Here is a 21338-nt window from a genome sequence, read left to right on the forward strand (position 1 = left end):
CTTACTCCCCTCTCTCTTGTTCTAGGCGGTCTTTGACTTGTACCACATCTTTGTCCCCACGACCTGATAAGCAAACGATCATGGATTTTTCAGGTCCCATCTCCTTGGCCAATTTCACCGCATAGGCGATAGCATGGCTCGATTCCAGGGCTGGAATGATTCCTTCCACTTTTGAAAGCAATTGAAAAGCTTCTAGGGCTTCTTGGTCTGTCACAGGCACATAGGTTGCCCGCTTGATTTCATGGAAATAAGAATGCTCTGGCCCAATCCCTGGATAATCGAGACCTGCTGAAATCGAGAAGGCTTCTAAAATCTGTCCATGCACATCCTGTAACACATCCATCAAGGCTCCGTGAAGGACTCCCGGACGTCCCTTGGTCAAGGTTGCTGCATGCTGGTCTGTATCTACCCCAAGGCCAGCCGCTTCTGCCCCGTACATAGCAACAGTTGTATCCTCTACAAAAGGATAAAAGAGGCCAATAGCGTTCGATCCGCCTCCTACACAGGCTAGGACGGCATCTGGCAGCGCCCCGTCATTTTGCTCTGCAAATTGACGTTTGGCTTCTCGACCGATGACACTTTGAAAATCACGGACAATTTCTGGGAATGGATGAGGTCCTAGAGCAGAACCCATGATATAGTGGGTATCCTCCACATTTGCTACCCAGGCTCTAAGGGCAGCATTGACTGCATCCTTGAGAACACGCGATCCATCTGTTACCGATTGAACCTTTGCCCCCAACAACTCCATCCGAAAGACATTAAGGGCTTGGCGTTTGACATCTTCTTCCCCCATGTAGATGGTACATTCCATATCAAATAAAGCAGCGGCTGTTGCCGTTGCAACACCGTGCTGTCCGGCTCCTGTTTCTGCGATGATCTTCTTTTTACCCATTCGGTGTGCCAATAAAACCTGTCCTAGGGCATTATTAATTTTATGAGCCCCTGTGTGGTTGAGGTCTTCTCTTTTAAGAAAGATCTTGGCTCCACCGACATACTTGGTTAGATTCTTAGCGTAATAGAGCGGTGTTTCCCGACCGACATATTGTTTCAGAAGCTGATCCAATTCTGCTTGAAAAGAAGGATCTGCTTGACTTTCTCTGTAGGCTTCTTCTAATTCTAAAACTGCTGTCATCAAGGTTTCAGGGACAAATCGTCCCCCGAACCGCCCGTAAAATCCGTTTTTATCTGGTTGTTTATATGCCATGCTTGACCCTTTCTATAAATCGTTTTATCTTTTCTTGATCTTTTATTCCATTTGTCTCGACCCCACTGGATACATCCACCGCATAAGGATGAAAGAAGCGAATGGCATCTGCTACATTGTCTTCCGTCAAGCCTCCTGCAATAAAGAAGGGCTTTGTGAAGTTTTGGGTTTCGAGCTTTTGCCAGTCAAAAGTCTGCCCACTTCCTGCTACAGGAGCATCAAAGAGCAGATAATCGGCACTGGTCCCAGGAAGAGCTGTATCTTTCCCCACTTGAACAGCGCGAATCGTTTGTTGGGGAAGGTCTTGCAAGATGGTTTCATCCATCGGTCCATGCACTTGTATCAGATCCAAGCCCACAACTTGGCAAGCTTGCTCCACTTCTTCTCTTTGTGGTGATACAAAAACACCGACTTTTTGAACCCCCTTTGGAATGCCTGTAGCCAACTGCCGGGCTTGCTCCAGCGTGACTTGACGTTTGCTTGGTGCAAAGACAAAACCAATGTAATCTGCACCGGCCTCAACAGCGGTCTGGACGGCTTCCGGAGTGGACAATCCGCAAATTTTAATCTTTGTCAATCTGCAACTCCTTTACTTTTTCAGCCACATTGTCTGCCTTCATGAGGGCTGTCCCAACGAGAATGCCACTAAAATAAGGAGCCAGCATGCGAGCGTCTGCTGCTGTAAAAATAGCAGACTCCGAGATGTAAACCGGTTCTTGTTCAAAATTGGTCGCCAATTCAAGGCTAGTATGAAGATCAGTCTCAAAGGTCACCAAGTTGCGATTATTGATCCCGATGATCTGAGCCCCAATCTGGTGAGCGACCTCTAGTTCTGTCAGATTATGGGTCTCCACCAAGACCTCCAGGCCAAGATGGGTCGCAAAATCGAAGAGTTCTTTCAGACGAGCCTCTGATAAGGCTGCAACTATCAACAAGATCACGGTTGCCCCTGCATTTCGCGCCCGAATTATTTGCTTTTCATCCACAATGAAATCTTTATTGAGGGTGGGAATGTACACCTGACTAGATATTTCGCGGAGATACTCGATACTGCCCTTGAAAAACACTTCATCGGTCAAGACAGAAATCATAACTGCCCCATTTTCTTCGTAAGTCTTAGCCTGAGCGACGATATCCACATCGACATGAATATCTCCCAGACTCGGGCTAGCCTTTTTCACTTCCGCAATGACCTGAAGCTTTTCTGGATGACTCTTTAGGTAATCATACAGGCGGTAAGTCTCGCGCAAAGGTTGGAGTTCCTCTTCTTTCATCGCAGCCACTTCACGCGCCTTTTCCTTTAGAATCTTTGGTAAGAATTCTTGACTCATTTTTGATACTCCTGTAATAATCTCAATTTCTCAAGGGCAGCCCCACTGGCAATCACTTCACGTGCCAAGGCAATCCCCTCCTTGATAGAATCTACCTTGCCGTTGGCATAAAAACCAAGGCCAGCATTCAAGACAGTCACCTCTAAGAAGGGACTTGCTTCATTCTCCAAGACGCTGAGCAAAATTTCCGCATTGCGTTTGGCGTCTCCACCTCGTACTTGATCAATTTCAATGCGCTCCATTCCGATATCTTCTGGTTGAAAGCTGGATAAGGTAACCTGTCCATTTTCCAGAATAGCGAGCTGGGTTTCTCCATCAAGGCCTGCCTCGTCCAAACCTTGTGGACCACTCACCACTACTGCGCGTTTCCGACCCAAATTTTTTAGAATCTCTGCCGTACTTTCTAGCATGTCCGGACGACTGGTTCCCAATAGCTGGGTTTCTAGAGGAATCGGATTGATTAGAGGACCAGTTAAGTTCATCACCGTTGGAACCCCTAGCGCCAAGCGAGCAGGCATAATATAGCGCATGCCAGGATGCAGATTTTTGGCAAATAGGAAGACAATTCCCGCCTTTTCAAACACTCGTCCCAAGTCTTCTGGACCCAAATCAAGGTTAATCCCTAGAGCTTCTAATACATCCGCAGAACCAGATTTGGAAGAGATTGAACGATTTCCGTGTTTCGCCATCTTAATCCCACCACCAGCAAGGACGAAGGCAGCTGTTGTTGAAATATTGAAACTATACGAACGATCGCCCCCCGTTCCACAATTGTCCATTGCTCCTTGAACTTCCGTAGGAATAGCGACGGCATAGGCCTGCATCACTTTTGCAATAGCCGTCCGCTCTTCAACCGTTTCTCCCTTCATTTTAAGACCTAGAAGAAGGGCCGTCACCTGTGCTTCTGAAGCACGACCAGCAACGACTTCCTCCATGGCCGCTTCTAACTCTGCACTGGTTAGATCCATTCCTTCTGCTACTTTTGCAAGCACTTGTTTCATCTTCCGCTCCTTGACTAGTTTGACAAAATTTTCGATGGTCTTGAGCCCATCTGGCGTTCCGATACTTTCTGGATGGTATTGAAAACCATAAATCGGTAAGCTACGATGTTGAATCCCCATAATCGCTTGGTCATCCGTCGTCCGAGAGGTAATGACAAAATCCTCTGGCATGTCTTCAATCGTCAACGAATGGTAACGCATGACTGGGACCTCTTTTGCGACACCCGCGTATAGCGGAGAGGGAGCTTCTAGCTGGATCTGGCTTTGTTTGCCATGCATGACCTGTGGTGCCAATCCCAAGCGCCCTCCAAAAACTTCCGCAATCGCTTGATGTCCCAGGCAAATCCCCAAGATTGGTTTGACCCCTGCGAAATCTCGGATCATCTCCTCCATCTTGCCCGCATCCTTTGGCCAACCTGGACCTGGAGAAAAGACCAAGGCATCTGCTTCTTGGGCAACCTGGTACAAATCCGGATCATCATTTCGAAGCACCTGGACCTCATCAAATTTTCCGATATACTGTGCTAAATTGTAGGTAAATGAATCGTAATTATCGACTAATAAAATCATCCTTCTTCTCCAATCCTTGTCATCGATTTTGCTTTATTGACGGTTTCTTGGTATTCATTTTCAGCAATCGAATCATAAACGATTCCTGCTCCGGCCTGCACATAAGCCTTCTTATTTTTGAGGATCATGGTTCGTATCGCAATAGCAAAATCAAGATCCCCCGTCACAGAGAGATAGCCAATAGCCCCCGCATAGACGCCTCGTTTTTCTTTTTCTGCTTCATAGATTCGCTTCATGGCTCGAATCTTGGGAGCACCCGAAACGGTCCCCGCTGGAAGAGTTGCCTTCAGAGCCTCAATGGAGGCTAGTCCAGGAAGTATTTGCCCCTTGACCACACTCGTCAGGTGCATGACATAACGGAAGAATTCCACTTCCATATATTTGGTCACTTCAACCGACCCATTTTGAGCGATACGTCCAATATCGTTTCGCCCTAGATCCACCAACATCTGGTGTTCTGCGACTTCTTTTGGATCCTCTGCCAAATCAGCTGCCAATTTCCGATCACTCTCTTCATCGATCCCTCTTGGACGCGTGCCCGCAATGGGATTGGTCGTCACCACTCGGTCCTTGACCGCTACCAGACTTTCTGGACTGGCACCGATAATTTGGTACTCCCCAAAATCATAAAAGTAGAGATAATTCGAAGGGTTGGTCACGCGCAAATTGCGGTAATAATCCAATGGTTTACCCGAAAAATCAGCTGAAAAACGTTGACTGAGCACGCATTGGAACATATCTCCTTTTCGAATATAGTCCCGCGCTAGGGCCACCATTTCCTCAAACTCTTTTTGCTCCAAATGATTGTGGAAATGAAGCACATGCAGGTCCTTGTCCTGAAACTCTTCTTTTGCAGGTCTTGCCAATTGTGCTAACACTTGCTCCAAGCTCGACGCTTGCTCTGCTTCACTCCGTCCACTATAGAGGTTTTCTTCCACCACATAGACCTTTTCCTTTTTGTGGTCAAAAATCACATAGCTTTCATATAAGAAAAAGTGGAGATCTGGGGTGCCGATCGTATCTTCAGGAATAGAACCAATGTTCTCATAGAGACCAATCAAGTCATAGCCGACAAATCCAATCGCCCCACCGTTAAAAGGGAGTTCTTCGGAAGTTTTCGTTTTGACCGTGATGCGATTCAAAAAGTCCAAAGGATCCTCTTCAACAATTTGATCATTGTAATAGAGGATGCCATGTTCAAACTTGACTTCACTGACCGGCCGATAGGCTACAATTGAAAAACGCGCATTCTCTTTTTCACGAGGAATTGACTCTAAGATCATTTTATGGGGCGCATCCAAACGCATATAAGCCAAAATTGGACTCAACACATCAGCAGATAAAACTTTTTTCATTTCAGAAACCTCTTTTCTAGAACTCTTTTATTCTAAGGAATTCAGCTGGCCCATGCTTTTCTTGCTAAGGCGATCAAGGGTATCCCATCGATCTGTTTTCACTTTGGGATCTATGTGCCCGCTTGCTAAGGCACATAGAAAAGCCCTCACACAAAAAACTGTGTGAGGGCGTAGTTCCCGCGGTGCCACCTCTTTTATAGGGAAAAATAGCTGGTCTTTCCCTACATCTCTATCTCCTCTATCAAGGAGTTGCACGGTAAGGGGTGCCAACCGAATTCACATGGGTTAGAATTCATTGATCATAACAGTCCAATTTTCATCAGTCGCTATTGCTTGTTCACAATTCCCACAAGCTCCCTGGAAATAGCCGACTCATTACTTTTCTGTTGCTACCATTATAACCCTTTTTCTTCGAAAGTCAATAAAATTTTTAGTCTTTTTTTATACTTTTTTCTACACAAATTTAATAAAATCAGCTCAAAGAGCCCTAGTGACCCGTCCTTTTTATCCCAAAAATAGGATACTCAATAAAGCTAAAATTGCAGGACCACCTTGGGTCAAGATAATCTTTTTATTGGCTGTCATCGCACCGTAGGCCGCAGCTCCAATAATAAAAAGCACAAAAATCGTAACAACTTCACTATTTTTAGAGACAAACAATCCATACAAGAGAAACACCCCAATCAAGGCATTGTATATCCCTTGATTCTTAAATAAAGAGGTCACAGATGGGCGAGCGAGTTCTTCTTTATCCATGTTGAAAACCCGACTTGTGGTATCAGATGTGGTTCTGATGCTCTCCAAATAAAAAATATACAAATGCTCCAGTGCAGCAAGACTTGCTAAAATAATCGTCAGTAATGACATCGTAGATTCTCCTTTTTATTCAACTGTTATTTGTTCAATGCCAGATACTAATTTGTCCAGCAGGTAAGAAAATTGCTCTTGTTCTTGAGTGGTCAAAATCCGACTCATCTGTTCTTTCACCGCCACATGATGGCGAGGGGGATGTTTGACCAAACGATTATAGGCCGTATCCGTCAAATGAATTAAGATTTCCCGCTGGTTCTTTGGATTTCGACTCCGATGGACAAATCCTTCCTTTTCCAATATTTTGAAATGCCGGGTTAAAGCCGCTGGATCAATCTGCAAGCGCTCCTGAACCGCGATCTGATTGCAAGGTGCTTGTTCTAATAAATCCTGCAAAATTTGATAACGTGTTAAGCTAATCCCTAGGCGCTTTTCAAAGAGTTGCGTAGTTGTTTGATCTGCCAAGCGTAGTTGGTAGAGCAAATCATTTATTTCTGCCATATTCCTTCCTCTATTCATTTTTGATAAATCAATAATTGACTAATCAATTATAAAACATTTCATATCCTCTTGCAAGAAAAAGAGCTTGTACTGTTTTTTCGCACAAAAAAAGCCGCCTGATTTGGCGACTCTTAGGGAGATTATTATGAAAAAGAAAAGTTTTAGGATTTTTCTAAACAAAGTTAGGAGGTCTTTGTTTATGCTTCTATTATAGCGGACATTTCTTAAAGAAAGCTTACGACTTTATTTCAAAATGAAAACAAATTCTTTACAGATTCTTTTCAGCGTTTAAAATAACTGGAATATCTAGTAAGGTGTTCATCTGATGATTACCTTGATAGTCAGACGTCAAGAAATTGATACTCTGAATCTGGCTATTTCTTGCAAAGTCAATATCCAGACTCCGATCCCCAATATAGTAGATCTTTTCCGGATGCAACCCGTACTTCTTCATCAGATAAATGGCTGCTTCTGGGTTAGGCTTGCGTGCAAAACCACTTTGACTGGTCAAAATCTCTTTAAAAAAAGATTCCAAACCCAAGTCCCGTAGGATGACCAAGGCATTCTCTCCCTTATGGGTATAGACAAATTGTTCTATACCAGCATCCTTCGCCCAGGACAGGACATCACGCGCCCCCTCCATCAGAAGGACCTGGGCATTTTTCTCTGCTAGACTTTCTGCTCGGCGATGATTTAAGTCCGTCACATCCAGTTGATACTCTGCTGCCACCGCTACTAAAAGATCTTGAACCGAATGCTTCAAGATATAGTCTTTAATACTCGCTCGGTCAAACGGAAGCTGATAAGATGCATAAGTCTCCTCAAGACCCGCCAGAATAGCATCATAGGAATCCAGCAAGGTCCCATCCAAATCCCAAATAAAAGCTCGTTTTGTCATTTTCTCTCTCCTACTTTTCGTCTATAAAGCTGACTCAAAAATAGCCAGCGAAAGCCATTATCCAGCAGCGTCCCCGTCCAGACCCCTGGAAGACCCAAGCCAAGGGTTACTCCAAGCAGATAACCGGCTCCAATTCGAATGACCCACATGCCAATGGTCGTTGCATAAAATGGAAGTTTCCCATTTCCTAAGCCTTGCCAAACAGCAGTATAGATGACTGTTCCTGCTGTAAAGGGTGTTCCTAACAAAGAAAAGAGGACAACCGATAGGCTAGCTTCTACCGCTTTCGCATCTTGTGTGTAGAGATGGGTCAGAAGGGTGCCCCCGAAAAAGATACCCAGAGCAATGGGCAACATCAATACAAAGGACAGCCAGTAAGACTGCTTTCGAAGGCGGTCAATCTGCTCAAAATCCCCTTCACCGAGGCTTCGTGCTACGAGCATGACCGTCGCTGTGGCCACTCCAAACACCGGCATGTAGTTAAACTGGGTCAAGGTCTCTCCGATGGCATTTCCGGCGACTGCCTCAGTCCCAAAAGCAACCACGATCGCAATGATCACCACATCTCCAGCTCGCATCATCAGCCGTTCTCCGGCAGCTGGAAGCGCTAAGTTCAAGAGCTTACGATCCAATCCCCAACGAAGGGGGGCAAAGGGTAACTGGACTTTTTGCCACAAGAGGATGACCCCAACCAGACGGGCTAGCACAGTCCCCAAAGCTGCTCCGACAATGCCCCAACCAAAAAGGAAAATAGCCACAGAGGAGAATAAAGCATTCAAAACATTGGTCAACAAGCTGACATACATGGGAATACGTGGATTGTTGGCCACCCGAACCAAGGAGCCCAAGGTCGTCATCAATCCTAAGAGAACAATGGTCCCGCCGACCAAGGAAAGGTAAATCCCCCCACTTTCGGCGACTGCAGCTTCCGTTCCCAACAGCGAAATCATCTGGCGTCCAAACAACAGCGAAGCCCCTCCTAAGAGAGCACTCACCAACAAGGTCACCTTTAGGGACTCTGTCGCATGGTAGGCAATGTGGTCTTGATTTTTTTCACCCAAGCTTTTAGACATGACACTGGCAACTGCTGCACCCAGTGCCAAAAAGATGGCTTGATAGATGGTGATGATGTTTCCTGCGACGGAAACACCTGAAATGGCAACCAAGCCCAGGTGAGCCACTAAATAAGAGTCCACCATGCCCATCAGCATTTGTAAGAAATTTTCACCCATGGCAGGAAGGGCAATGTTTAAGATTTTTTTGTATGAATTCATGAGTATATAAAAGAGCCAAACGGCTCTTTTGATCTTTCTAATAGGGAGAATTACAGTCCCAAGTACTCTTCTACGGCTGCTTGCATGTCTTTAGCAGCTACGCTTGTACGATGGCGAACCGGCGCAGTTTCAAGACCGTCTACAGCCGGTGGCACAGGAACACCTGAGAGGGTGTGCAATTTGGCCAAGGCTTCGAAATCGCCTAGACCTGTCTCGCCCGTCACCGCTTCTACTGCCACAACTGGGAATTTATAAGGACTTGCTGTAGAGGCAATGACTGTTTTAGCAGCATCCCCTGTTTGGGCCCGGTATTTTTGATAAACGGCTGATGCTACAGCTGTATGAGGATCTTCGATGTAATCAGACGCTTCATAGACCCGCTTGATCTCTGCAGCAGTTTCTGCTTCATCTGCGTATGCAGCCGCAAACAAATCTAAGATATCTGCATCAAAGTCGGACAATTGGTATTGACCTGTTGCAACGAGGCTTTCCATCAACTCTTTGGTCTTTGTGGCATCATTGCCTACCAAGTGGAAGATCAAGCGTTCCAAGTTTGAAGAGACCAAGATATCCATCGATGGACTAGTGGTTACTTTGAAGCTGCGTTTCTTATCATAGACACGTGTTGTAAAGAAGTCTGTCAAGACATTGTTCTCGTTTGAGGCACAGATCAATTTCCCAACTGGAAGACCGATTTGTTTGGCATAGAAAGCTGCCAAGATATTTCCAAAGTTCCCTGTTGGAACGGTGAAGTTGACTTTTTCTCCAGCTGTGATTTGACCTGTCTTCACCAATTGCGCGTAGGCGTATACGTAATAAACAATTTGGGGCACCAAACGGCCGATATTCATGGAGTTGGCTGATGAGAATTGCATCTTGTTGGCTGCCAATTTTTCACGTAGTTCAACATCGTTGAACATATGTTTGACATTGGTTTGGGCATCGTCAAAGTTTCCATCGATCGCGATGACATGGGTATTGTCCCCAGTTTGAGTGGTCATTTGCAATTCTTGCACCTTGCTGACACCGTCTTTTGGATAAAAGACGATAATTTCAGTACCTGGAACATCGGCAAAACCTGCCATGGCAGCTTTACCAGTGTCCCCGGATGTCGCTGTCAAGATGACGATTTTATTTTCCAAACCGTGCTTTTTAGCTGCTGTTGTCATGAAGTAAGGCAAGATCGACAAAGCCATATCTTTAAAGGCTATGGTTGAACCGTGGAAAAGTTCCAAGTTGTATTGGCCATCTAGTTTGACAAGCGGAGCAATGGCTGGCGTATCAAACTTGCTGTCATAGGCATGAGAAATACAGTAGTCCAATTCTTCTGCCGTAAAGTCATCCAAAAAGGCTGATAAGACAAGCTTAGCCACTTCTTGGTAAGAAGCGTCTTTGAGGGTGTTAAAATCTAGCTCCACTTGAGGATAATAGACCGGAGTAAACAAGCCGCCATCTGTTGCCAAACCTTGAAGGATGGCTTGACTAGCTGTTACAGTATTTTTTTCGTCTCGTGTTGATTGGTAAACTAATGTCATGACTGTTTCATTCCTTTACTAGTAGTCTTCTCATTATATCATAAATGTCAGAAAATTTAACGGCTTTTCGCCAAATCTTGGCAAAGGTCGGCAAACAGAATCAAAATAAAAGAGAGCAGGAGCAACCATTTTGCCCCTACTCCCAGATAAATCTTGTCTCCCCTTGTCTTTCCCGTTCGATCAAGCCAATCCCAACTCTGCTAAAACAGATGGGAAGTCTTTCTTCAAGCTTTCAAGAGCTACCGTTACTTCTTGACGAGTTTGGTTGTTTTTCACAGTGACTTGACCACTTTCAACCTCACTGCTTCCTAAGGTAATCAAGGTTTTGGCCGCAAAGACATCTGCTGACTTAAATTGTGCCTTAAGCTTACGTCCAAGATAGTCACGTTCTGCCTTGAAACCTTGGACTCGAAGAGCTTGAACCAAGCTAAGCGCTGCTTCATTGGCCTCATCTCCTAGAACGGCAATATAAGCATCTAATCCTTTTTCGATCGGTAATTCAATGCCTTTCTTTTCAAGAACGAGAAGGATCCGTTCCACACCGATACCAAATCCAAAACCAGCTGTCGCAGGGCCACCGAAGTATTCCACCAAACCATCATAGCGACCACCCGCACAGACAGTTAATTCATTGCCTTCAATTTCTGTAATAAACTCAAAAATCGTGTGGTTGTAGTAATCCAAGCCACGCACCATATTGGTATCGATGACATAGGCTACCCCCAAGTCTTCCAACATCCGACGAACCGCATCAAAATGCGCTTGGCTTTCTTCATCTAGATAGTCTAGGATGGAAGGAGCCTGTTCAACCGCCGCCTTGTCTTCTTTTTCTTTTGAATCCAAGACACGAAGCGGATTTTCTTCTAAGCGACGTTGGCTGTCCTTAGACAATTGATCCTTCATTGGCAAGAGATAATCAATCAAGGCTTGGCGATAAGCCTGACGACTGGCAGGGCTTCCCAAGGTGTTCAAGTGCAAGGTCACATTGTCAATTCCCAATTCTTTCAGGAATTGCGCTGCCATGGCAATGGTTTCGACATCTGTTGCAGGATTGCTCGATCCAAAGCATTCTACCCCAATTTGGTGGAATTGACGCAAACGACCTGCTTGAGGACGTTCATAGCGGAACATTGGGCCTATGTAATAAAACTTACTTGGTTTTTGTACCTCAGGCGCAAAGAGTTTATTTTCTACATACGAGCGGACAACAGGAGCTGTTCCTTCTGGACGAAGCGTGATATGACGGTCTCCCTTGTCATAGAAGTCATACATTTCTTTGGTAACGATATCCGTCGTATCCCCTACTGAACGGCTGATGACTTCATAATGTTCGAAGATCGGTGTGCGAATTTCATCATAATTGTATCGCGCAAAGACCTTGCGTGCAAAGCCTTCTACATATTGCCATTTCGCTGAATCGCCAGGAAGGATATCCTGGGTCCCTTTTGGTTTTTGTAATTTCATAGCCTTCATCCTTTGTCTTACTTTTGCCTCTATTTTACCACAAATTCGAAGAGAAATGGAGGCTGGACCGCATTTCCTTTGTCCCACACGTTCAAAACATCTTTCTCTTCTTGCCTTATCGGCCGAATTATGAGAAAATGGAAGCCATACTACACTGAAAGGATCTTGCGATGAGAGAGGATATCAAAATCAATGACCGCGCCCTCGCACTAGAGAAGTCGTTAATCGAAAAATTGGAGCTTGTATTTGATACCGATGTTGAGTTAGATGTCTATAACCTAGGACTGATCTACGAGATCCATCTAGATGAAGCCGGTACTTGCAAGGTGGTCATGACCTTCACCGATACGGCTTGTAGCTGTGCTGAGAGCCTTCCGATCGAAATCGTCGCTCGCCTAAAAGAAATTGAGGGGATCGAAGATGTCAAGGTTGAAGTGACTTGGTCACCCGCTTGGAAAATTACACGAATCAGCCGATACGGGCGCATCGCCCTTGGCCTTCCGCCACGATAATAAGCATTGCCTTTTTAAAAATGTAGTCAACTAATGAAGGAATGCCTCTTTGGAAATCCAATCCACAATAAAAAAACGAGGAACACCAGCTCTGCCATCAGAGTTTGTTCCTCGTTTTTTATGATGATTAAATCCATTAAACTTTTTCAACACCAGAACAAACTAAGCCTCGTCAGCTTTTGGTTCTGGAAGAATTTGATACAACACGATTCCTAGAATCGTTGAAGTTGCCACACCCGTGATTTGAAGACCACCGAGGTCAATCATCAAACCACCGATCCCTGATACCAAGATCACACTAGCAATCAAGAGATTCTTTTTATTATCAAAATCAATCTTATGTTCAACTAAAATTTTCAAACCGCTAGCAGCGATAACCCCAAAGAGGGCAATAGACAACCCTCCCAATACAGGAGTTGGAATAGAGTGCAAGAGTGCTGATAGCTTCCCAATAAAGCTCATGACAACCGCAATCACTGCTGCGCCTGAAATAACATAAACTGAGTAGACCTTACTAAGGGCCATAACCCCAATGTTTTCCCCATAAGAGGTTACTGGAGGAGCTCCAAAGAATCCGGCAATAATCTGTGCCAAACCATCACCAGTAAGCGTATGGTCAAGCCCTGGATCCTTGAAGTAATCACGTTCCGTCAAACTATTTAAAACCATGAGGTGACCAAAATGTTCCGTCATGGTCACAAAGGCAATCGGAGCCATGGTCAAAATCGCACTTGGATAGAGCTTAAAGCTATAATCCACAAATGGAATGTCAAAGTTTGGAACTTGAATCCAATGCGCCGCACTGACCTCTGAGAAATCGATAAAACTATGTCCTGTCAGCAAACCAAGAGCCACTGAGAAAATATAGCCCACAATTAATCCAAGTAAAATTGGGACGACACCGACAATCTTCTTGCCATACATATTAAATAGAATAACTGCAAAGAGGGTCACCATCGAAATCAATAGAGCATAGCCGCTATAGCTTTTATTTAAGGTTGTCGCATCAGTGACTGCATTCTTCGCAAGACTCAAACCAATTACCATGATAATGGGACCAACCACGATTGGTGGAAGGACCTTATTAATCCAGTCTTTCCCCGCATACTTAACAATCAGAGCCACAAACAAGTAGACCAAACCACCCGCCATGGCACCTTGCGCAACTGCCGCGATCCCATCTGTTTTCATCAACATCTGCATAGCAGCAATATAAGCAAAACTGGACCCCATGTAGGCAGGAATCTTATACTTGGTCACTGTCAAGTGAGCCAAAGTTCCCAAACCAGATGAGAAGAGGGCGATGGCAGGATCAATTCCAACCAAAATCGGCACCAGCACTGTCGCCCCAAACATGGCAAACAAATGCTGAAATGACAAACCAAGCAATAAACCAGGTTTTGGCATATCAGATACATCATATTTTACATTATTCACGATCGTAAAAACCTCCTAAAATTCAGATGCAACGGCTTGTAGCTGGACAAAAATATCTACCTTCGATGAGCAAATTGTAAGCGAGCGCTTCATGCTCCATCATCGGCGATTTCTTTTTTATCAAACCACTTTTCAATATACAAAAAAATCCCCCACAACAAGGAGATACACAAAATATAGGCTGGTCTTCCCAGGCCTTTCATTTCCATAGCTCCTTGCCTGCCTCTCTGGACAGTATTAAAGGATTGATTCGATTAGTCACAATTATAGCAAATTATAGACTGATTTACAAGAAAAAATGACAGATGATACACTCAAATCCACCAAAAAGTAATATTCATACGTTTCAGCGACAGGGTCGAAAATAGCCACTTTGAGCCAAAAAAGAGGCTGGACAAAAGTCCCAGCCTCTCAATTATTTTTGGATTGTCGAGCAAGACGCAGTGGTTGAGTGGAGGTGGGACGACGAAATCGAATTCTAACGAATTACCGATTTCTGTCCCACTCTCTCTTTGGACAAAGTCGTCCTTGTAATTACTGTTTACCAGACTGTTTCATATTCCAGAAGTCGGTCACGGCACCACGTGATGCTGAAGAAACGATATGGGCGTATTTACCCAGAACCCCACGGCTATAGAGTGGTGGCAAGGTTGTTTCAGCCTTGCGTTTTGCTAACTCTTCGTCTGAAACGTGCATGGTGATTTCTTTGGTATCTTGGTCAACTGTCACCATGTCCCCTGTGTGGAGGTAGGCGATTGGGCCACCAACCTGAGCTTCAGGTGCGATGTGTCCGACAACGAGACCATAAGTCCCACCAGAGAAGCGTCCATCTGTCAAGAGGGCCACCTTGTCCCCTTGACCTTTACCAACGATCATAGATGACAAGGACAGCATTTCCGGCATACCAGGACCACCCTTAGGACCTACAAAACGAACAACAACAACGTCGCCATCCACGATTTCATCCGAAAGAACGGCTTCAATGGCAGCTTCTTCTGAGTCAAAAACCTTAGCAGGACCCGTGATGTTACGAACTTTCACACCTGATACTTTGGCAACTGCCCCTTCTGGAGCCAAGTTCCCTTTCAAGATAATCAATGGACCATCCGCACGTTTTGGATTGTCAAGTGGCATGATGACTTTTTGACCTGGTGTCAAATCAGCGAAGGCTTCTAAGTTTTCAGCCACCGTTTTACCAGTACATGTGATTCGATCCCCATGAAGGAAACCATTCTTAAGAAGGTATTTCATGACGGCCGGTACACCACCAACATTGTAAAGGTCTTGGAAGACATATTTCCCTGAAGGTTTCAAGTCCGCCAAGTGAGGGACGCGCTCTTGGAAATCGTTGAAGTCTTCCAGCGTCAAGTCCACGTTAGCTGCGTGAGCAATCGCAAGCAAGTGCAGGGTGGCATTGGTAGATCCACCCAGTGCCATGGTCACTGTAATGGCATCTTCAAAGGCTTCACGGCTCAAGATGTCAGATGGTTTCAGTCCCATTTCAAGCATTTTCACAACTGCACGACCTGCTTCTTCGATATCGGCTTTTTTATCCGCTGATTCAGCAGGGTGAGAAGAGGAACCTGGCAAGCTCATCCCAAGGACCTCAATCGCTGTCGCCATGGTGTTGGCCGTATACATACCACCACAACCACCAGGGCCAGGGCAGGCATTACATTCCAACTGCTTCACTTCTTCAGCAGTCATATCACCATGGTTCCATTTCCCGATCCCTTCGAAAACAGAAACCAAGTCGATATCCTTGCCGTTCAGATTACCCGGTGCAATGGTCCCACCATAGGCAAAGATCGCTGGGATATCCATATTGGCAATGGCAATCATCGAACCAGGCATGTTCTTATCACAGCCCCCGATGGCTACAAAGGCATCCACGTTGTGACCGCCCATCGCCGCTTCAATAGAGTCCGCAATGATATCACGAGACGTCAAGGAGAAGCGCATCCCTGGTGTTCCCATAGCGATCCCGTCCGCAACCGTAATGGTGCCGAATTGGACTGGCCAAGCTCCCGCATCTTTGACACCTTCTTTGGCTAGTTTCCCAAAATCATGGAGGTGGATGTTACAAGGTGTGTTTTCAGCCCAAGTAGAGATTACCCCTACGATTGGTTTTTCAAAGTTTTCATCTGTCATCCCAGTTGCCCGAAGCATGGCCCGGTTAGGGGATTTGACCATACTGTCGTAGACACTACTACGATGGCGTGTATCTAATTCTGTCATCTGATTCCCTCTCATCGTTTTTCTATTATTATAGCACAATTTACGGCCCAACGACAGAAGAAAATTCTTGAATTTTCAGACAATTTAGCTCAATTGCTTGCTTGCTTGCTAAAATAGTTTACAGTTATATCTTGACTTTTAAAAACAAAGTGATATCATTTAGATATCATAAAGAAAGAAGGGCTCGTCCCATGGAAGAAAAAATTTTAACCCAAAAGAAAAACGGCTTAGCTGTCCTTGTAGGCTTGCTAGTTGGAGATCTTGTTTTAGTTTTTGCCTTTATTAGTGCGATTGCTAGTTTACCAGAAGGTTTCCCGCTTGCAATTGGAGTTATTACCTGTATTTTTCTCTTTATTGCTAGTCTGGTGTGCTATGCGGGGATCAAAATTATTAAACCGCAAGAGGCCTTGGTCTTGACCTTGTTTGGGAACTATATTGGAACCATTCGTGAAGCGGGTATTTACTTTGTCAATCCCTTCTGTGTCGCTGTCAATCCTGCCAATAACACCCGCTTGGGCCAAAGTGGTGATGTCACCACCAAGTCCCCCATGTCTGTCAGTAAAACAACAGAAGGCAACAATATTTCCATCGAGACAGGTAAAAAGAATATTTCCTTAAAAGTGATGACCTTAAACAACTCTCGCCAGAAGATTAATGACTGCTTAGGGAATCCTGTAGAAATTGGTATTGCAGTTACTTGGCGCGTAGTGGATACGGCTAAAGCAGTCTTCAATGTGGATAACTACAAAGAATATCTCTCATTGCAGTGTGATAGTGCCCTTCGTAATATTGTCCGCATCTATCCTTACGATGTAGCTCCTAATGTCGATACGACAGGAGACGGCCAGGCAGATGAGGGTAGCCTAAGAGGCTCCAGTGAAATTGTTGCCAGTCGTATTCGAGAAGAGATTCAAGTACGTGTAAAAGATGCTGGGCTCGAAATTCTAGAAGCTCGTATTACCTACTTGGCCTATGCTCCAGAAATCGCAGCTGTGATGCTTCAACGCCAACAAGCGTCTGCCATTATCGATGCGCGGAAGATGATTGTCGATGGAGCAGTTGGGATGGTTGAAATGGCCCTTGAACGCTTGAGCGAAGGAGAGATTGTAGAGCTAGACGAAGAACGGAAGGCTGCCATGGTATCGAACCTTCTAGTCGTTCTCTGTGGCAATCATGATGCACAACCAATTGTCAACACAGGAAGTCTCTATTAAGAATGGTTGATCAAAAGAAAAAGCAAATTCCACTTAGACTGTCAGCCAAGTTATATGCTGCTATCGCATCATGGGCAGAAGATGACTTTCGATCGGTCAATGGTCAGATCGAGTACCTGCTGACAGAATGTGTCAAGCAACGAAAAAAGGATGGCAAATACGTTTCGGAAACGATTGATGAGCCATTTGAAATAGACCTTTAAGGAGAACTCCTGTCCCATTTGATGAGGCAGGAGATTTTTTTAATAATTTTTTGTCAAGTAACTTTACTTTACAAAAAAGTTTTGTTATACTGTTACAGTTGATGAAAATCAAACCTAATTGAATTTATATCTTAAAAGGAGAAAAACGAAATGGCAGTACCTGCACGTCGCACATCAAAAGCGAAGAAAAACAAACGTCGTACGCACTACAAAGTAACAGCTCCATCTGTAAACTTTGACGAAGCAACTGGAGATTACTCACGTTCACACCGTGTATCACTTAAAGGATACTACAAAGGACGTAAGATCGCTAAAGCTGCATCAGCTGAATAATAGAAGGGAGATACCATGCGCGTAAATATTACACTTGAACACAAAGAATCTGGTGAACGCTTGTACCTTACTTCTAAAAACAAACGTAACACTCCAGACCGTCTTCAATTGAAGAAATACTCACCAAAACTTCGCAAACACGTTGTGTTTACAGAGGTGAAATAGGGGTTCACTACACGTCAATAGATGTTAGAAACCTTGATTTTAAGCGATTCTTGAAATTCTAAATTTCACTACATTGCAATATAAATCAACCGAATCACTACCTTTTTCACTACCTTTTTTGAAATAAGAATAATGATTCGGATATATAAAAGAAGAGGAACTTTATTGTGAAGCTCCTCTTTTTGTTATGTGTTCTTTTTCTCACAGATCGTATGACCTGGTTTGACACAGTTGGATTTCAGGTACTTTCAGTTTAGCTTTATATCAACCATCATCAAAATCCAACTATTTTCTTATTTTAAAAAATATGAATAAGTTTGATTGAATGAGGGAATTTCTTTAAATTTTTTCTTAGCACCTATAAGTTAATAATACTATTCTTTAAATTATAGTTTATAATTATCTGATGTTTCAATGACCACAAAACAAAGTACAGCGAATCACTTCCTTTAGTCAAACATATAACTGAACAACATTGTTTATCTTCCTGCACTTTCATATTTTTTCAATCCTTTTCTAAAAATTGTACGACTGATAATAATCAAAAAAACTGTAAAAACTATTTGATAGAAAAATAGGTTCAATGTATCTTTCCCTAAAAATATTAATACTGCAGGATTGGCAATTAATAAATTGGGAACAAATAACATAGTGATCAATCTGTTAATACCTGTAAAAATATTATATGGATACTTAGAAATTCCAATATAATTCAAAAATACATCTACTTTTGAAAATTTAGTTGGGAACCAAAATGAACTAATCGTTATTAGAAACCAAATTGAATAATATATAATACAACCACACATTAAAGAAAGGATATAAAATAATATTTTTAATGAATTTAAATGTACATTTAAATTTCCATAACTTATAAAAATGATCGCAAGACCAAAAAAAGTATTCACGAATTGAACTAAATTAAATGATCTAAAAATATAGAACAACTGAGTATCAAACGGCCTCAATAAAATTTGATCCAAGTTACCACTCAAAATATCTGATTCTAAAATTCCCATACTTCTAATTAACAATCCCATCATAACTCCATCTACAATAGTGTAGGAACCTACCAAAAATAAAATTTGATAATAGTCCCAACCATTAAAAGAGTCTATGTTTAAGAAAATCAATCTAAAAAATACAATAGGTAAACCAATCCACAGTATCGACGAAAATAGACCACAAAAGAAGTCAAAATGAAAATTCATATCAGATTTAAAACCAAAATGAAGTAGCCTAAAAATTACTTTTATTCTAAACATTTTATCCTCCCACATTTGAGAAGTGCTCCACTCCTTTTCTCAATATGAATCTTGATATAATATAAAAAATGATGCACCAAATCAATTGAATACAAATAATTCTCAAATAGTCTATTAATTTATATGTATCATTACTAAACATCTGAAGCGGTTCATATACTAAGTATTTAAAAGGTAATACATCTAAAAACAGACGAAAATTATTTGAAAAAAAACTTAAAGGCAATAATATTCCTGATAAAAACTGAATTACTATTTCTTTAACAGTAAGGACAAAAAATATATTTTCTAACCAAAAAGAAAGCATACCTACACAACATGATATTAAAAACCATAGAACCATAGATAGAATAATTGCAATACTTCCTAAAATAAGAATTTCAATGGTTAATAACTCATTCTTGTAATAAACACTGGAGAATAAAATGACAGGAATGATGATAAATAATAAATGAGCAAGCCTATCTCCAAGCATTTTACAAAAATAATACTTATAAAAAGTAACAGGTTTTATTAATATGCTAAAAAAATTTCCTGAATGAACATCGTCATTGATTTCCCAATCAACTGGATAAAAAACAAAATATGAAAAAATTATAGTCCCTAAATAGTATTGAACCATTGAGGTAAAATCATATCCTGCTATATTTATCTGGTTACTCTGATATATATACGTCCATAAAAATACTGATATCATAATTTGTATACTTGCCTGTAACATTAACAATAGTACACTTGATTTATAGTTCAAAATAGATCGAAATGATATCAGAATAATAGACATTTCTTTTTTCAATTGTGCTCCTTTTTTGTAAAATAGTTTTGTAAAATAATTTCTTCTAAAGAAAGATTTGATATTTCAAAATCTTCTATATCTACAAACTTATTGATTGATTCTAATGTCTCAAAGACAAAATCTCTAGGTATTTTTAGTATACATTCCGATTTTGTTTGAGAAATGACTACTACTCCTTTAACAGAGCATAACTCTGGTACCAAATCTAATGTCATTTTTATCTTTAAATATTTAAAATCAGAAAATTTAGATAAAATAACATCCATTGACTCCTGCAAAATAATTTTTCCTTTGTCAATGACGATTAATTCGTCACAAACAGACGAAATATCATCCATATCATGACTCGTTAAAATAATAGTAGTATGACATTCTTCATTCATTTTCTTTAAAAATGTTCTGATATCTTTTTTAGACTGTATATCTAACCCTATAGTAGGCTCGTCTAAAAATAATATTTCCGGACTTGTTAAAGATGCCGCGATAAACTCCATTTTCATTTTTTGTCCAAGAGAGAGGGTCCGGACCTGCTGGTAAAGCTGATCTTTTACATTCAACAAATTGCTTAATTCCTGAATTCGTTCTTGTAAAATCGCCGGTTCTACCTCATATAAAGTACCAATCAATTGAAAATAATCCATAGCCGAAACATCTTGAAATAACTGTAATTTATTTCCTACTACTATTGAAATTTTTTTTCTAAAATTTATACTTCTTTTAAATGGAATTTCTCCATTCACTTCTAATTTTCCGGAACTAGGATAAAGAGTCCCAGTCAACATTTTAATCGTTGTGGATTTACCAGCTCCATTACTCCCAATAAAGCCAACTATACTCCCTCTCTTAATCGTAAAACTAATATCTTGAACAGCTCGAATCGTTATTTGATTACGTTTCAAAAATCTCTTGATAAATGGGAGTCTTGAATCAAAATTATAAAAATTTTTAGATAAATTCTGAGCATTAATAACTATTTCACTCATATATCTCTCCTTTCGATAAAATATATTTACTTGTACTTTTTCCATACTTTACCAAAATGCTAAAGATTGAGCTAAAATCTTCGGGATGGGTAAAATAATATTTGTCTTTAAAAAGTTTCTCAAAACCTTCAAGGCGATTATTGAAATCATTAAATTTTGTATTGTCTAGCTGGTTGAATGTCTCTTTAATATCCATAAACTTTCTCCGTGATTCTTTATTTCACTTTATAAATAGAAGAGTGTCTA

At 42.1% G+C, this 21338-nt stretch carries 22 protein-coding genes and 1 pseudogene; 5 read left to right on the forward strand and 18 right to left on the reverse strand.

Annotated features, from left to right (window positions below; genetic code table 11):
- Nucleotide 1: 1 nt before the first annotated feature.
- The 12 genes and pseudogenes from trpB to hisS form a co-directional block, all read right to left on the reverse strand.
- The gene (trpB, locus tag I2F76_RS08975) at nt 2-1207 is read right to left on the reverse strand and encodes a tryptophan synthase subunit beta (protein WP_195487695.1); all 1206 of its coding nucleotides are present in this window, start codon (nt 1205-1207) and stop codon (nt 2-4) included.
- Nucleotides 1197-1784, reverse strand: coding sequence for a phosphoribosylanthranilate isomerase (locus I2F76_RS08980; protein ID WP_195487696.1), 588 nt, complete (start codon nt 1782-1784; stop codon nt 1197-1199). Before I2F76_RS08980 ends, trpB begins: the two co-directional genes overlap by 11 nt.
- Nucleotides 1771-2538 carry an indole-3-glycerol phosphate synthase TrpC gene (gene trpC / locus I2F76_RS08985; protein ID WP_195487697.1) on the reverse strand — a complete coding sequence of 256 codons (768 nt, stop codon included), beginning with the start codon at nt 2536-2538 and terminating at the stop codon, nt 1771-1773. The genes I2F76_RS08980 and trpC overlap by 14 nt, the downstream gene beginning before the upstream one ends.
- Nucleotides 2535-3539 carry an anthranilate phosphoribosyltransferase gene (trpD, locus tag I2F76_RS10605; protein WP_229289739.1) on the reverse strand — a complete coding sequence of 335 codons (1005 nt, stop codon included), beginning with the start codon at nt 3537-3539 and terminating at the stop codon, nt 2535-2537. The genes trpC and trpD overlap by 4 nt, the downstream gene beginning before the upstream one ends.
- 9 nt (nt 3540-3548) lie before the next feature.
- Nucleotides 3549-4109, reverse strand: a pseudogene (locus tag I2F76_RS10610) (aminodeoxychorismate/anthranilate synthase component II); the annotation flags it as partial.
- Nucleotides 4106-5464, reverse strand: a complete 1359-nt coding sequence (gene trpE, locus I2F76_RS08995; protein WP_195487699.1) for an anthranilate synthase component I — start codon at nt 5462-5464, stop codon at nt 4106-4108. The pseudogene I2F76_RS10610 and the gene trpE, both read right to left, overlap by 4 nt.
- 504 nt (nt 5465-5968) lie before the next feature.
- Nucleotides 5969-6331, reverse strand: a complete 363-nt coding sequence (locus I2F76_RS09000; RefSeq protein WP_023920162.1) for a DUF1304 domain-containing protein — start codon at nt 6329-6331, stop codon at nt 5969-5971.
- A gap of 15 nt (nt 6332-6346) precedes the next feature.
- Nucleotides 6347-6775 (reverse strand): MarR family winged helix-turn-helix transcriptional regulator, encoded by a 429-nt coding sequence (locus I2F76_RS09005; RefSeq protein WP_195487700.1) that lies wholly within the window; start codon nt 6773-6775, stop codon nt 6347-6349.
- Between the two features lie 268 nt (nt 6776-7043).
- Nucleotides 7044-7673 (reverse strand): HAD-IA family hydrolase, encoded by a 630-nt coding sequence (locus tag I2F76_RS09010; protein ID WP_195487701.1) that lies wholly within the window; start codon nt 7671-7673, stop codon nt 7044-7046.
- Nucleotides 7670-8947, reverse strand: a complete 1278-nt coding sequence (locus tag I2F76_RS09015; protein WP_155168346.1) for an MATE family efflux transporter — start codon at nt 8945-8947, stop codon at nt 7670-7672. The genes I2F76_RS09010 and I2F76_RS09015 overlap by 4 nt, the downstream gene beginning before the upstream one ends.
- Nucleotides 8948-8997: 50 nt before the next feature.
- The gene (thrC, locus tag I2F76_RS09020; protein ID WP_070586603.1) at nt 8998-10482 is read right to left on the reverse strand and encodes a threonine synthase; all 1485 of its coding nucleotides are present in this window, start codon (nt 10480-10482) and stop codon (nt 8998-9000) included.
- Nucleotides 10483-10662: 180 nt separating this feature from the next.
- Entirely contained in the window at nt 10663-11946 is a 1284-nt protein-coding gene (gene hisS, locus I2F76_RS09025; protein ID WP_195487702.1) for a histidine--tRNA ligase, read from the reverse strand.
- A gap of 170 nt (nt 11947-12116) precedes the next feature.
- Between hisS and I2F76_RS09030 the strand changes: the two genes are divergently transcribed.
- A complete protein-coding gene (locus I2F76_RS09030) occupies nt 12117-12458 on the forward strand; it encodes a metal-sulfur cluster assembly factor (RefSeq protein ID WP_013904437.1) in 342 nt (113 codons plus the stop codon).
- Between the two features lie 162 nt (nt 12459-12620).
- On the opposite strand, the gene I2F76_RS09035 is transcribed toward I2F76_RS09030, so the two are convergent.
- A complete protein-coding gene (locus I2F76_RS09035) occupies nt 12621-13895 on the reverse strand; it encodes a uracil-xanthine permease family protein (protein ID WP_195487703.1) in 1275 nt (424 codons plus the stop codon).
- A gap of 534 nt (nt 13896-14429) precedes the next feature.
- Complete coding sequence (gene ilvD, locus I2F76_RS09040; RefSeq protein ID WP_195487704.1) at nt 14430-16133, reverse strand: dihydroxy-acid dehydratase; 1704 nt, start codon at nt 16131-16133, stop codon at nt 14430-14432.
- A gap of 191 nt (nt 16134-16324) precedes the next feature.
- Here ilvD and I2F76_RS09045 point away from each other — a divergent pair, with 191 nt between their 5' ends.
- From I2F76_RS09045 to rpmG, 4 genes are all read left to right on the forward strand, one after another.
- On the forward strand, nt 16325-17347 hold the full coding sequence (locus I2F76_RS09045; RefSeq protein ID WP_195487705.1) for an SPFH domain-containing protein: 1023 nt from the start codon (nt 16325-16327) through the stop codon (nt 17345-17347).
- Between the two features lie 2 nt (nt 17348-17349).
- A complete protein-coding gene (locus I2F76_RS09050; protein ID WP_195487706.1) occupies nt 17350-17550 on the forward strand; it encodes a PTS ascorbate transporter subunit IIC in 201 nt (66 codons plus the stop codon).
- Between the two features lie 150 nt (nt 17551-17700).
- Nucleotides 17701-17883: a 50S ribosomal protein L32 gene (gene rpmF / locus I2F76_RS09055; RefSeq protein WP_003009516.1), complete on the forward strand. Its 183-nt coding sequence runs from the start codon at nt 17701-17703 to the stop codon at nt 17881-17883.
- Between the two features lie 15 nt (nt 17884-17898).
- The gene (gene rpmG / locus I2F76_RS09060; protein WP_001265622.1) at nt 17899-18048 is read left to right on the forward strand and encodes a 50S ribosomal protein L33; all 150 of its coding nucleotides are present in this window, start codon (nt 17899-17901) and stop codon (nt 18046-18048) included.
- A gap of 479 nt (nt 18049-18527) precedes the next feature.
- Here rpmG and I2F76_RS09065 read toward each other — a convergent pair whose 3' ends face one another.
- From I2F76_RS09065 to I2F76_RS09080, 4 genes are read right to left on the reverse strand one after another with little or no spacing between them, the layout of a single operon-like run.
- A complete protein-coding gene (locus I2F76_RS09065; RefSeq protein ID WP_003013947.1) occupies nt 18528-19313 on the reverse strand; it encodes an ABC transporter permease in 786 nt (261 codons plus the stop codon).
- Between the two features lies 1 nt (nt 19314).
- Complete coding sequence (locus tag I2F76_RS09070) at nt 19315-20109, reverse strand: ABC transporter permease (protein ID WP_003013825.1); 795 nt, start codon at nt 20107-20109, stop codon at nt 19315-19317.
- Entirely contained in the window at nt 20106-21092 is a 987-nt protein-coding gene (locus I2F76_RS09075; protein WP_195487707.1) for an ABC transporter ATP-binding protein, read from the reverse strand. Before I2F76_RS09075 ends, I2F76_RS09070 begins: the two co-directional genes overlap by 4 nt.
- On the reverse strand, nt 21085-21288 hold the full coding sequence (locus I2F76_RS09080) for a hypothetical protein (protein WP_003010127.1): 204 nt from the start codon (nt 21286-21288) through the stop codon (nt 21085-21087). The genes I2F76_RS09075 and I2F76_RS09080 overlap by 8 nt, the downstream gene beginning before the upstream one ends.
- Between the last annotated feature and the right edge of the window lie 50 nt (nt 21289-21338).

It is taken from the genome of Streptococcus parasanguinis (assembly GCF_015557775.1).
Classification (GTDB): domain Bacteria; phylum Bacillota; class Bacilli; order Lactobacillales; family Streptococcaceae; genus Streptococcus; species Streptococcus parasanguinis_AA.